Origin of the sequence: Blastococcus sp. Marseille-P5729, assembly GCF_900292035.1 — a bacterium.
Lineage (GTDB): Bacteria > Actinomycetota > Actinomycetes > Mycobacteriales > Antricoccaceae > Cumulibacter.
Window position 1 is genome coordinate 38,062 of record NZ_OMPO01000003.1, and the last position, 12,041, is coordinate 50,102.

Below are 12,041 nucleotides of genomic sequence, written 5' to 3' on the forward strand. Positions count from 1 at the left end.
CCGCCGGAAGCACAGATCAGAGTGACCACCCATTCGCCGGGCCCAGTCGCCGAGCCGTTGCCCAGTCCCCACCGCACGCAAGCGCGAGATACGAAGAGAGACAGACCGTGACGAAGACACCGCCGCCGCCGGAGCCGGAGAACCTCGCCGACGGCACCCGCGTGGATCTGGTTGATATCCAGGACGAGATGCAGAAGTCGTTCATCGACTACGCGATGAGCGTCATCGTCTCGCGTGCGCTGCCGGACGTACGGGACGGCCTCAAGCCAGTGCACCGCCGCATCATCTACGCGATGTTCGACAACGGGTACCGGCCCGACCGCCCGTATGTGAAGTCGGCTCGCCCGGTCTCGGACACGATGGGTAACTACCACCCGCACGGTGACTCGGCGATCTACGACGCACTGGTGCGCCTGGCGCAGCCGTGGTCGATGCGCGCGCCGCTGATCGACGGTCAGGGCAACTTCGGCTCGCCGGGCAACGACCCGGCCGCTGCGATGCGCTATACCGAGTGCCGGATGACGCCGCTGGCGATGGAGATGGTCGAGGGAATCCGCGAGGACACCGTCGACTTCGCGCCGAACTACGACGGCAAGGTCGAGGAGCCGACGGTCCTGCCCTCGCGCTTCCCCAACCTGCTGGTGAACGGCTCGGCCGGCATCGCGGTCGGCATGGCGACGAACATGCCGCCGCACAACCTGCGCGAGGTCTCCGACGCGATCATCTGGTCGCTGCAGAACCCCGGGGCCAGCGAGGAGGAGCTGCTCGAGGAGGCCATGAAGCGCATCCCGGGCCCGGACTTCCCGACGTACGGCCTGATCGCCGGGCGGCAGGGCATCGAGGACGCCTACCGCACCGGCCGCGGATCGATCCGGATGCGCGCCGTGGTGAACGTGGAGGAGTCGGCCAAGGGCGGCACCGAGCTGGTCATCACCGAGCTGCCCTATCAGGTGAACCCCGACAACCTCAACGAGTCGATCGCCACGCAGGTCCGCGACGGCAAGCTGCAGGGCATCACCGACATCAGCGACGAGTCCTCCGATCGCGTCGGCATGCGGATCGTCATCAAGCTGCGTCGAGACGCGGTGGCCAAGGTCGTGCTGAACAACCTGTACAAGCACACCCAGCTGCAGACCACCTTCGGCGTGAACAACCTGGCGATCGTGGACGGCGTCCCCCGCACGCTGCGCCTGGACCAGATGATCACGTACTACGTGCGGCACCAGATCGAGGTCATCCAGCGGCGGACCCGCTACCGGCTGATGAAGGCCGAGGAGCGCGCCCACATCCTGCGTGGCCTGGTCAAGGCGCTGGACATGCTCGATGAGGTCATCGCGCTGATCCGGCGCAGCCCGACCGTCGACGAGGCGCGGGCCGGGTTGATGGAGCTGCTGGACGTCGACGAGATCCAGGCCAACGCCATCCTGGAGATGCAGCTGCGCCGCCTGGCAGCCCTCGAGCGCCAGAAGATCATCGACGAGCTGGCTGAGATCGAGCAGATCATCGCCGAGCTGCAGGCGATCCTCGATTCGGAGGAGAAGCAGCGTCAGCTGATCGTCGACGAGCTCTCGGAGATCGTCGAGAAGTTCGGTGACGACCGGCGCACCAAGATCATTGGCTACGACGGCGAGGTCTCGATGGAGGACCTCATCGCCAACGAGGAGGTCGTCGTCACGGTCACCCGTACCGGGTACGCCAAGCGGACCAAGAGCGATCTCTACCGCTCGCAGCGCCGCGGCGGCAAGGGTGTGCAGGGTGCATCGCTACGCCAGGAGGACGTCGTCCAGCACTTCTGGGTCGGCAACACGCACGACTGGATCCTGTTCTTCACGAACAAGGGCCGGGTCTACCGGGCGAAGACCTACGAGCTGCCCGAGGCGACCCGCAACGCCAAGGGCCAGCACGTCGCCAACATCCTCGCCTTCCAGCCCGATGAGCAGATCGCCCAGGTGATCCGGATCAAGGACTACGAGGTCGCGCCCTACCTGGTGCTGGCGACCCGCAACGGCCTGGTCAAGAAGTCCCGGCTGGTCGACTTCGACTCGCCGCGCTCCGGGGGCCTGATCGCGATCAACCTGCGCGACGGTGACGAGATGGTCGGCGCGGCGCTGATCAACGACGACGACAACCTGCTGCTGGTCAGCCGGAACGCGCAGTCGATCTGCTTCTCGGCGGACGACGACTCGTTGCGGCCGATGGGCCGCGCCACGTCCGGTGTGATCGGCATGCGGTTCGCCGGCGAGGACGAGCTGCTGTCGATGATCGTCGTCCGTGAGGGGGTGGATGTGCTGGTCGCCACAGAGCACGGGTACGCCAAGCGTACGGGGATCGAACACTACCCGGTGCAGGGTCGAGGCGGTAAGGGCGTGCTCACGGCCGACCCGAAGGCGCGCAAGGGCAAGCTGGTAGGCGCGCTGGCGGTCAACCTCGAGGACGAGCTCTATGCGATCACCTCGAGCGGCGGTGTCATCCGCACCCCGGTCAAGGGTGTTCGTCACAACAACAACCGTGCCACCATGGGCGTAAAGTTGATGAACCTTCCGGAGGACGTCACCATTGTTGCGATCGCCCGCAACGCCGAGGACGACGCCGACGAGACCGAGGAGCCAAAGAAGTAGATGAGCAGCGACAAGGACGCCGACGGCAACGACTGGCTGTCGGCCCCCGTCGGCAAGGCGTCCGAGGCCAAGGGCTCGTCGGGTGCTAGCGGACCTACGGGCCCGTCGACCGGCGTCAGCATGGCGACCTCGACTCGCAGCGGGTCCGGCAAGGACGCTGACTCGATCCCGACGTACGGCCCGGTCTCGGAGTCGATCACGGCCTCGGGCTCGAAGTACAAGTCATCCTTCACCCAGAACCTGGTCAGCGGCAGTGGCTCGTTGTACCCGACGGCCGGCTCGACGCCGAGCGCCTCCCCGGCGCTGGACGCCGAGCCATCGCCCGGCCCGGCGACGTCGGTCGGCCTTGGCTCGGCCGCGACCTCGACGACGAACCGGGTCCGCAGATCGCCGTCCGCCGGTCCGCGTCGGGCGAAGCTGCAGATCCGGCACATCGATCCGTGGTCGACGCTGAAGCTGTCGCTGGTGCTCGCGGTCGCGTTCTTCTTCGTGTGGATGATCGCCGTCGCGATCCTGTACGGCGTCCTGTCGACCATGGGCGTATTCGAATCGATCGACTCGATGTTTGCCGAGCTCGGGGCCAGCGAGGGCGGTGGGTTCGTCACGCCGCGGCTGGTCTTCGGTGGCGCGGCGTTGATCGGGGCGATCAACATCGTGCTGTTCACCGCCCTGGCGACCATCGGCGCGTACATCTACAACCTGTGCGCCGATCTCGCCGGCGGCCTGGAGATCACTCTGGCCGAACGCCGTTAGCAGTCGTCGTCCGCGCCCCCGGGCCGTTCCGGGAATGCGCAGCGATGCCGGTGGCGAGCGGTTCACCCTCGTGGGGTATCACTAGTTCATGCAGAAGATGAAGCTTCGCGAGTACATCGACAAGCTCCGCGTCGATGGCTACCGCGTCGAGGGCGGCCAGAACGAGGACCCGGTGCTCATCGATCCGATGGGCAAGGCCGTCGACACCTGGCGCGAGGACTACCCGTACGACGAGCTCATGGATCGTGAGACGTACGAGGAGGAGAAGTACCGGCTGCAGATCGAGCTGCTGAAGTTCCAGTACTGGAGCCAGGACGTCGGCGCCAAGCACGTGATCGTCTTCGAGGGGCGCGATGCAGCCGGCAAGGGCGGCACGATCAAGCGATTCACCGAGCACCTCAACCCGCGGGCCGCGCGCGTCGTGGCGCTGAACAAGCCCAACGACCGGGAGCGCGGGGAGTGGTACTTCCAGCGCTACATCCGCCACCTGCCGACCGAGGGCGAGATCGTGCTGTTCGACCGGTCCTGGTACAACCGCGCCGGGGTCGAGCGGGTGATGGGATTCTGCACCGACGAGGAGCACTCGACCTTCATGCGCCAGGCACCGGCCTTCGAGCGGATGCTGGTGGAGTCCGGGACCACGGTCACGAAGCTGTGGTTCTCGGTCACCCAGGCCGAGCAGCGCACTCGCTTCGCCATCCGCCAGATCGACCCGGTACGCCGCTGGAAGCTCTCGCCGATGGACCTGGAGAGCCTGGACCGGTGGGAGGACTACACCAAGGCCAAGGAGGAGATGTTCGCCGCCACCGACAAGAAGCGCGCCGAGTGGCACTCGATCAAGTCCAACGACAAGAAGCGCGGCCGGGTCAACGCCATGCGCTTCTTCCTCAACCAGTTCGATTACGAGGGCAAGGACGAGTCGGTCGTCTACCGGCCCGACCCGAAGATCGTCAAGCGCGCCAAGACGTACGGCGGCGACTAGCCGGTCGTCCGTCTTGCGATGGGTTCTACCTCGATACCTCGGCCACAGCCGGGGCAAAACCCACCGCATCCGGGTCGTTTGATCTGGGTCACTGGCCGCTCGTGTCACACGACGGTCTGTGTATTATGGAGCGGTTGTCTCTGCACGAGATAACGCGCGCCTGTAGCTCAGTCGGTTAGAGCGCATCCCTGATAAGGATGAGGTCGGAAGTTCGATTCTTCCCAGGCGCACGCATGACGGCATCGACCGAAGGGGCAACATGCGCAAGTTGCTCATGGCGGTCCTCGCGGCTGCCGGGCTGGCGTTCGCCAAGCGCCAGCAGCAGGCCAAGCAGGACGCCGAGCTGTGGCGTGAGGCCACCAAGGGAACTGTTCGTCGGCACGAGGGGCCATAGCTCAATTGGTAGAGCGCCTGCTTTGCAAGCAGGAGGTCCGGGGTTCGATTCCCCGTGGCTCCACCACTCAGTACTTCGTGTCACACACCTGACCCATCCTGGCCACCACCAGGTCAGTGACCCGTCCGGCGCTCGGCCTGTTAAAAAAATGTCCAGCCTGCGGCGAGACTCGAACGCGGCCTGACCCGTCCTCAGCGGCGATACCTGACGTCGTCTTTCTTCGTAACAACCTCTCAACGGACGGTGCGGTCCCCGAGCGCGGACGCGCGAGTTCGGGAAAGATCGAAGGATGAGCTCCGACGACGACCGCACGCCCCCTGGGTCCTCGGGCGACGGCGACGATGTCTCGGACGATCCACGAGACCGCGTGCAGGACGACGCGACGGTCGAGGCGGCCAAGTCCGGCAGCTCAGCAAGCGCCGACGATGCCGGTGACGATCCGGGCACCGATGCCGAGAGCACCCAGGACGCACTTCGGGACGCGGACGCCGAGACCGCTGACAGCGAAGGGGGCAGTGTCGACCGGGCCCAGCCCGACCCCGATGACGAGGACAACGAGGCCGACTCCCTGTGGCCCAGCGGTGACGACGGTGACGATGAGGGCTACTCGTACGTCCGGCGCTCGGATCCTGGCTGGGACATGTCCAAGTGGCTGATCGCCGCAGGCGTCGCCACCGTGACCATCCTGCTGTCATTCATCCTGATCCCGAAGGTGTTCACCGCATCGGATCCCGAGCCGGGCGCGACCAGTGGGCCGCCCACCACCGAGCCGGCGACGTCAGAGCCGCCGCCGGTGGCGTCCTACCGCGACACAATCCTGAGCGCAGCGCCGGTGCACTTCTGGGAGTTCGCCTATAACGCCGATCCCGGCCAGGACGCGATGGGCACCTCGAACCTCACCCTAGGCAAGGACATCGGGCTGCTAGGCAGCTCGGCGGTCAAGGGCGGCTCGGGCGCGATCGACTGCTCTGGTACCAACCGATCGCGGATCAACTCCCAGACCCCTGAGACCCTCGTCGGCGAGGTCTCCGTCGAGGTCTGGGTGAACACCGCGACCGCCAGCGGCGGGCAGATCGTCAACTTCGGGTCCGCCGCCGAGGACGCCAGCAAGCAGACCGACCACACTTTGTTCGTCGACCAGAGCGGATTTGTCCACTTCGGCGTTCGTGGCACGAAGCGCTACGTGGTCTCCAGCAAGGTGTTCGTCAACGACGGAAAGTGGCACCACGTGGTCGGCACCCTGTCGTCGGCCGAGGGCATCAAACTGTACGTGGACGGCCAGTTGATCGACCACGAGCCCGACGCCACCGAGGCCCAGGAGTTCGAGGGTTATTGGCGCATCTGCGGGGACTCGCTGTCCGGTTGGCCCCGGGCGACCGGCAGCGCGGCGCTGATCGGCAGCATCGACGAGGTCGCAATCTACAATCGCGCGCTCACCGCCGAGGAGATCGCCAAGCACCACCAGGTCGCCCTGTAGCCGCCATGGGAATCGTCGTCCTGGGCAGTGCGAACGTCGATGTCGTCATCGGGCTGGAGCGGATCCCGGCGCCCGGCGAGACCGTGATCACCGAGACCTCCGATCGCGGCCGCGGTGGCAAGGGCAACAATCAGGCGATCGCGGCCGCCCGCGCCGGGGCCCCCACCCGGTTCATCGGCGCGGTGGGCTCCGACGCCACCGGCGAGTTCCTTCTCGCAGGGCTGTCTGAGGCCGGCATCGGCACCGAGCTGGTGCGGCGCTGCGAGGGCGTCACCAGCGGTACGGCGTACGTCATGGTCGACCGGCACGCCGAGAACGCGATCGTGGTGGTCGCGGGCGCGAACGGCCGGCTCACCGGGCTGACCGGCGCTGAGCAGCGGGCCCTGCAGCAGGCCGACGTACTGCTGATGCAGCTAGAGGTGCCGATGCGCACAGTCGTCGACGCTGCCCGCACGACCCGCGCGGCCGGTGGCTACGTCATGCTGAACGCCGCGCCGTACGCCGACCTGCCCGATGAGCTGGTGAACAATCTCGACCTGCTGATCGTGAACGAGCCCGAGGCGGCGCTCGCCGCCGGGGTGAAGGAGGGCGCACGCTCTCCCGACGAGCTCGCCGACATCATCACCCGACGCATCCCCGACGTGCTCATCACGCTCGGTGCGGAAGGATCCATGCTCGCCCGTCGCGGACAACAGCCGGTGCGGATCCGAGCGCCCAAGGTGCCGGCGGTCGACACGACGGCAGCGGGCGACACCTTCGTCGGCGCGTACGCCGCCGCCACGGTCCGCGGACTCGACGAGCATGGCTGCCTGCAGTTCGCCTCGAGCGCCGCGGCTCTCGCGGTACAGCGGCCTGGCGCCGTCGCCTCCATCCCGCACCTGGCCGACATCGACGCCGCGTTGGGAGAGTTCTACCCGGAAACGCCGCCGGAGGCCTAGCAGATCTCGCCGCGATCCCAGCTGTATCCACCGCCGGTGACCACGAAGGTCACCTCGTCCGCGCAGACGGTGAAGGCCGAGTCGTACTCCTCGCCATCGTGCTCGATGACCGCCGAACCCTTGGGCTCGATCTTCAGCGTCGTCGGCTCAGCGCACTCGATGGTGACCTCCTGCGCGATCTGCCCGCCCGTGCTCTTGGGCATCGAGCTGACCTTGCAGGCGCCGCCGGGCCCGCCCTGGCCGGAGGTCGTGTCGCCCTGCTCGGGCCACGAGTCATCCTCGCCCTGTGGTTCCGGCATCGACGACGGCGCCGACTGAGGAGCGTCCTCGCCGCCCAACGAGGACTCGCTGTCGGTCTGCGTCCCGAACGAGCCGTTTGCCGCGCTCTGCACGCTGTCGCCGGGCTCGCTGCCGCCGGCGCCGGATTCGTCGGCACTCTCACCGGAGGTCGCCGAGCTGCTGGCCGGCGTCGTCGCCGAATCATCGTTCTCCGACACCGCCGAGATCAGGAGGTAACCGCCGCCGATCACCAGCAGACCGATCAGCAGTCCGGCCAGGAACACCAAGGGACTGCGCATCGGCGAGGGCGGCGGCGCGGCGACCGCATAGTCGTCGTCCGCCCCGCTCGTGCGCTGCAGCGCGGGCATCCGAGCGGTCTGCGACGGATCGGGCTGGGACGGCTTGTCGTCGTGACCGCGCATCGTCGTCCTCTCCTCGTCGAACGAAATCGTGGGGGCAGGTACCTGGTGCGATTCGGGCGGGGACGATCCGGTTCCGCGTGCGTGGCGGATCGTGGACCGACCAGTACGCTGAAGCCATGCGAGCGCTGATGGCCCTGGTGAGCATTCCGGTACTTACGCTGGCGGCCGCGTGCACCGGGGACAGCTCCGACGGCGGTGAGGCAGCCGACCCGACCGAGCTCGTCCAGCAGGCCGGCGACACATTCGCCGAGGCCGGTGCGGTCTCGTTCACGCTCGACAGCGAGGGCGTTCCGGACGACGTCAACGGGGTCAGCGCCGCCGACGGATCCGGAGTCATCGACTCGGCCGAGCCGAAGTTCTCCGGGTCGATTACCGGCCGGGTCCAGGGCGTCACCGGCAGCCTCGAGATCATCGCGATCGGCCAGGAGGCGTGGATGAAGTTCTTCACCCCGGGCTACGAACCGGTGGATCTGGCGACCCTCGGCGCGCCCAATCCAGCGATGTTCTTCCATCCGACCGACGGACTGCCGTCCCTGCTGGCGGCGACGACCGACCTGGCCTCCGAGGGCCAGAAGCGTCAGGGCAGCGACATCATCAACGAGGTCAGCGGTTCGGTGCCCGCGGCCCCGGTGAAAGAGCTGCTCGAGCTCGGCGACGGCACCGGCGAGTACGACGCCGTCTACGGCATCACCGACGACGGTGAGCTGCGCACCATCAAGGTCACCGGCGACTTCTACGAGGGCGCCACCTCGACCTACTCCATCGTGGTGAAGGACTACGGGAAGACCGTTGAGATCACCCGCCCCTAGGGCGCTACTGGCCACCGCCGCCATCGCCGTCGCCCTGGCGGCCGCCGACACCTACGTCGTCGTGCTCGCGCTGACCGACATGATGGCCGGTGTCGGGGTTGGGATCGGCGCGCTGCAGCAGGCCACCCCGATCATCAGCGGGTTCCTGCTCGGCTACGTCGCGGTGCTCCCACTGATCGGCCGGATAGCAGACCTGACCTCGCGGCAGAAGGTGCTGTTGTGGTGCCTGATTGTTTTCGTCGCCGGGTCGGCCCTCACCGCGCTCGCCCACGACCTGCCGACCCTGGTCGCGGGGCGGGTGGTCCAAGGAGTCGGCGGTGGCGGCCTGGTGCCGGCGACGCTCGCGATCGTCGGCGAGCTGTGGCCACCGGACCGGCGCGGCGTACCGCTGGGCATCGTCGGCGCCGTGCAGGAGATCGGCAGCGTCGTCGGCCCCCTGCTCGGTGCGCTCGTGCTCGCAGTCGCCGATTGGCGAGCGATCTTCTGGCTCAACGCGGTCCTCGGCGTCCTGCTCGCCCTGATGGTTCTCCTCCTCGGGCGTGCCCGGTCACCCGAGACCGCGGACCCCCGCCAGCGGAACCGCCCGCCGTACGCCGCCGCCTCGCGGTCCCGGTCCGTGCTCCGCGCCGGCGTGTGGGTGCTCGGTGCGGCGATCACGGCGCTGGCGCTCGCGGCGCCCGAGTCGCTGGTGACCTCGGTGGCGTACGGCGGACCGTTCGTGCCCTTCGAGGGGGCGTCGTCCCGACTGCTGACCCCCATCGGCGTCACCGGCCTGACGCTGCTGGCGCTCGCGACCGCCTTGACCGCTCCCGCGCTCTGGCCACTGCTGCGTCAGGCCGATCTGCCCGGGGCGCTCCTCCTCGGTGGTGCCCTCGGGTGCATCGTGGTCACCTTCGCCGCGGCCGAGCCGGAGCGCGAGGTCGTCGGCCCACTGGGATACGCCCTGCTTCCGGTCGCCGCGCTGCTTACCGCGGGCTTCCTGTGGCACCAGCGGCGGCCCGCCCATCCTGTGGTCCCGCGTGGACCGCTCCCCCGCCGCAGCGTCATCGCCCTCGTCGTCAGCCTGCTGGTCGGGGTGGCGCTCGTGGCGGGCGTCGTGGACGTGCCGGTGCTGGCGCACCTGACCCACACCGATTCGCAGGTCGGCGCGGCTTTCGTGCTCGTGCGCTTCCTCATCGCTGTCCCGGTGGGTGCGTTCCTCGGCGGCGCTGCGCTGCGCCGGTGCGGTGACGGGCTGGTAACCGCCGTCGGCCTCGCCCTCGCGGCGGCAGGGCTGGCGATCATGGCGACCTGGGGCGAGGGCTCGCTGCGCTCGGCAGCGTCGTACGTCGTCCTCGTCGCCGTGGGCCTCGGCGTCGGGCTCGCGCTCGCTCCCGTCAACAACACAATGCTGGCTGAGACCGGCCGCGCGCTGCACGGGACGGTGTCCTCGCTGGTGGTCGTCGCGCGCATGGTCGGCATGGTCGTAGGCCTGGCGGTGCTGACCGGCATTGGCCTGCACGCTTACTACCGCGAGGTCGAGGCACTGCCGGACCGCACGGACGGTGACGCCTTGCTGCAGGCCGGGCTCGTCCAGGTGCACGCGGTGTTCATCGGGGCGGCGCTCGCGGCGGCACTCGGGGCTGCGCTGGCCGTCGCGCTCGGGGTGCGCCGGCGGACAGCCGCTGTGGCGGAGCGCATAGTCACGATTGGGTGATCTTTCGGCATAGCCGGTTGTGGGGCCCGGGGGCGTCATGTTCCATTGATGCGTTCGCCGATTGGAAAGAAGTGCCGATGACGCTGGCCCGTACCCGACGCGCGCTGTCGGCCGCGATCTCCTTGATCGCGGCGCTGTTGCTGCTCAGCGCCTGCGCCACCGGCGCCCCGCAGGAGGGCTCCTCACCGACCGCCGCCGGCCCCTTGTCGAGCGAAGCGACCAGCAGTGATCCGCCGCCCACGACGTCCGAGGCTCCGCCGAGCTCAGCTGAGCCCACGCCCACCCCGGAGACGACGACCCCGGCGCCCACGACGACGTCGGAGGCACCGGCCGTTGACCAGCCGACCGTCGTCTACACCAAGGCCGCCGCCACCGTGAATCCAGGCGAAGCGGTCCAGGTGACGATTACCGTCCAGACCCCCAACCCGGGAGTCCCGTTCGGCGACGTAACCCTCATGGTGGACGGCGCGCCGTACGCCTCGGCCACGCTCAACCAGGCCGGCAGCATGTCGTTCACCCTCAAGAACCTCACCGAGGGCGACCACACCTACCAGGGCGTGTTCGCGGGCAACCCGACCTACCTGGCCTCGCAGAGCAACACCAAGATGATCCACGTGCTCACTGCCGCGGAGATCGAGGCTGCCAAGAAGAAGAAGGAAGAGCAGGCGGCCGCCGCGGCCAACAACCCCTGCCCGGCCAACGCGAAGGCGTGCATCGACCTGACCAACAACACCACCTGGTTGCAGTCCAACGGCGTGGTCACGGCCGGACCGTTCAAGCAGATCGCCGGCCGCGCCGGGCATCGCACCCCCACCGGCATGTTCACCGTCCAGTGGAAGAACAAGGACCACAAGTCCCAGGAGTTCAACCAGGCGCCAATGCCGTACGCAATCTTCTTCACCACCACTGGCGTCGCCTTCCACGTCGGCTCGCTCAGCACCCCGTCGCACGGCTGCATCCATCTCAGCGAGAGCGCGGCGAAGATCTACTGGGATGCCCTCAATCCCGGCGACCGCGTGTACGTCTTCGGATCGGCGCAGTACTAGCCCCGCCATGCGTACGGGAGGACCGCGACTGCTCCTGGCTGCGTGCCTGTTTGCCGCCGGTTGCAGCACCGCAGCCCCGCAGGACAGCGCGGACTCGGATACATCCGCCCCGGCCGCCACTGCCGGGCAGCCATCCGAGACCGGCGCCTCCGACGCCGCGCCGAGCGATGCCGTACCCACCTCGGCCTCGGCACAGGCCTCGACCGTCGACGGCCCCTGCCCGTATCTCGAGCAGGACTTCATCGAGCTCACGATCGGTCAGCGAATCGGCAAGGTCAGCGTCACGACAACGACGCCGGCGTACGGCCCGTTGCCTCGCTGTGACTTCCAGCGCGGCAGCGGTGAGCCCGCTGCGGTCGTCGACACCCGTACCATCGAGGCCGGTCAAGGCCTGGAGAAGGCCCTCGAGGCAGTTCCGGGCGGCAACCCCGTCGACGTCGGTGAGGGCGGGTCGGTCCAGGTGTACAACGGTGAGGACCGAACCGAGCTCGCAGCGTACGAAGGCACCACGCTCGTCACGGTCAGACTCAACCAGGAAAGCTCGCTCGAAGCCATCGAGATCGCCGGGCAGGTCTTCGCCAGCATCTGACCGTGCCGCCCCGTCGCTCCGCCTGGTCCACTCTGAGC

General features: G+C 68.2%; 11 protein-coding genes and 2 tRNA genes. 12 read left to right on the forward strand and 1 reads right to left on the reverse strand.

Annotated elements, in window-relative coordinates; all coding sequences use genetic code 11:
* The first annotated feature begins 107 nt into the window (after positions 1 to 107).
* The 8 genes from gyrA (at position 108) to DAA40_RS13090 (ending at position 7,162) form a co-directional block, all read left to right on the forward strand.
* On the forward strand, positions 108 to 2,618 hold the full coding sequence (gyrA, locus tag DAA40_RS13060; RefSeq protein WP_255413669.1) for a DNA gyrase subunit A: 2,511 nt from the start codon (positions 108 to 110) through the stop codon (positions 2,616 to 2,618).
* The gene (locus DAA40_RS13065; protein WP_234356378.1) at positions 2,619 to 3,371 is read left to right on the forward strand and encodes a DUF3566 domain-containing protein; all 753 of its coding nucleotides are present in this window, start codon (positions 2,619 to 2,621) and stop codon (positions 3,369 to 3,371) included.
* An 88-nt stretch (positions 3,372 to 3,459) separates the two neighbouring features.
* Positions 3,460 to 4,353: a polyphosphate kinase 2 gene (ppk2, locus tag DAA40_RS13070; protein WP_106850205.1), complete on the forward strand. Its 894-nt coding sequence runs from the start codon at positions 3,460 to 3,462 to the stop codon at positions 4,351 to 4,353.
* Positions 4,354 to 4,509: 156 nt separating this feature from the next.
* Positions 4,510 to 4,583: transfer RNA gene (locus tag DAA40_RS13075), tRNA-Ile, on the forward strand.
* 29 nt (positions 4,584 to 4,612) lie between these two features.
* The gene (locus DAA40_RS16775) at positions 4,613 to 4,747 is read left to right on the forward strand and encodes a DLW-39 family protein (protein WP_234356379.1); all 135 of its coding nucleotides are present in this window, start codon (positions 4,613 to 4,615) and stop codon (positions 4,745 to 4,747) included.
* A tRNA-Ala gene (locus tag DAA40_RS13080) sits at positions 4,738 to 4,813 on the forward strand. The genes DAA40_RS16775 and DAA40_RS13080 overlap by 10 nt, the downstream gene beginning before the upstream one ends.
* 223 nt (positions 4,814 to 5,036) lie before the next feature.
* Entirely contained in the window at positions 5,037 to 6,224 is a 1,188-nt protein-coding gene (locus tag DAA40_RS13085) for a LamG domain-containing protein (RefSeq protein ID WP_106850206.1), read from the forward strand.
* Between the two features lie 5 nt (positions 6,225 to 6,229).
* Complete coding sequence (locus DAA40_RS13090) at positions 6,230 to 7,162, forward strand: ribokinase (RefSeq protein ID WP_106850207.1); 933 nt, start codon at positions 6,230 to 6,232, stop codon at positions 7,160 to 7,162.
* On the opposite strand, the gene DAA40_RS13095 is transcribed toward DAA40_RS13090, so the two are convergent.
* Positions 7,159 to 7,863, reverse strand: a complete 705-nt coding sequence (locus tag DAA40_RS13095) for a hypothetical protein (protein ID WP_106850208.1) — start codon at positions 7,861 to 7,863, stop codon at positions 7,159 to 7,161. The two genes, DAA40_RS13090 and DAA40_RS13095, sit on opposite strands and share 4 nt — an antisense overlap.
* 116 nt (positions 7,864 to 7,979) lie before the next feature.
* Here DAA40_RS13095 and DAA40_RS13100 point away from each other — a divergent pair, with 116 nt between their 5' ends.
* The 4 genes from DAA40_RS13100 to DAA40_RS13115 all read left to right on the forward strand — a co-directional run bounded on the left by DAA40_RS13100 (position 7,980) and on the right by DAA40_RS13115 (position 12,003).
* Positions 7,980 to 8,672 carry an LppX_LprAFG lipoprotein gene (locus tag DAA40_RS13100; RefSeq protein WP_158716435.1) on the forward strand — a complete coding sequence of 231 codons (693 nt, stop codon included), beginning with the start codon at positions 7,980 to 7,982 and terminating at the stop codon, positions 8,670 to 8,672.
* Positions 8,653 to 10,368, forward strand: coding sequence for an MFS transporter (locus DAA40_RS13105; protein WP_106850210.1), 1,716 nt, complete (start codon positions 8,653 to 8,655; stop codon positions 10,366 to 10,368). Before DAA40_RS13100 ends, DAA40_RS13105 begins: the two co-directional genes overlap by 20 nt.
* 77 nt (positions 10,369 to 10,445) lie before the next feature.
* Positions 10,446 to 11,414: an Ig-like domain repeat protein gene (locus DAA40_RS13110; RefSeq protein WP_106850211.1), complete on the forward strand. Its 969-nt coding sequence runs from the start codon at positions 10,446 to 10,448 to the stop codon at positions 11,412 to 11,414.
* 7 nt (positions 11,415 to 11,421) lie between these two features.
* A complete protein-coding gene (locus DAA40_RS13115; protein WP_158716436.1) occupies positions 11,422 to 12,003 on the forward strand; it encodes a DUF2020 domain-containing protein in 582 nt (193 codons plus the stop codon).
* Positions 12,004 to 12,041: the final 38 nt, after the last annotated feature.

What these genes read in the sequence shown, in the direction of transcription:
- DAA40_RS13110 (WP_106850211.1), top strand. Translation starts at nt 10,446, where the DNA reads ATGACGCTGGCCCGTACCCGACGCGCGCTGTCGGCCGCGATCTCCTTG.
- ppk2 (WP_106850205.1), top strand. Translation starts at nt 3,460, where the DNA reads ATGCAGAAGATGAAGCTTCGCGAGTACATCGACAAGCTCCGCGTCGAT.
- DAA40_RS13085 (WP_106850206.1), top strand. Translation starts at nt 5,037, where the DNA reads ATGAGCTCCGACGACGACCGCACGCCCCCTGGGTCCTCGGGCGACGGC.
- DAA40_RS13095 (WP_106850208.1), bottom strand. Translation starts at nt 7,863, where the DNA reads ATGCGCGGTCACGACGACAAGCCGTCCCAGCCCGATCCGTCGCAGACC.
- DAA40_RS13090 (WP_106850207.1), top strand. Translation starts at nt 6,230, where the DNA reads ATGGGAATCGTCGTCCTGGGCAGTGCGAACGTCGATGTCGTCATCGGG.
- DAA40_RS13100 (WP_158716435.1), top strand. Translation starts at nt 7,980, where the DNA reads ATGCGAGCGCTGATGGCCCTGGTGAGCATTCCGGTACTTACGCTGGCG.
- DAA40_RS13115 (WP_158716436.1), top strand. Translation starts at nt 11,422, where the DNA reads ATGCGTACGGGAGGACCGCGACTGCTCCTGGCTGCGTGCCTGTTTGCC.
- DAA40_RS16775 (WP_234356379.1), top strand. Translation starts at nt 4,613, where the DNA reads ATGCGCAAGTTGCTCATGGCGGTCCTCGCGGCTGCCGGGCTGGCGTTC.
- DAA40_RS13065 (WP_234356378.1), top strand. Translation starts at nt 2,619, where the DNA reads ATGAGCAGCGACAAGGACGCCGACGGCAACGACTGGCTGTCGGCCCCC.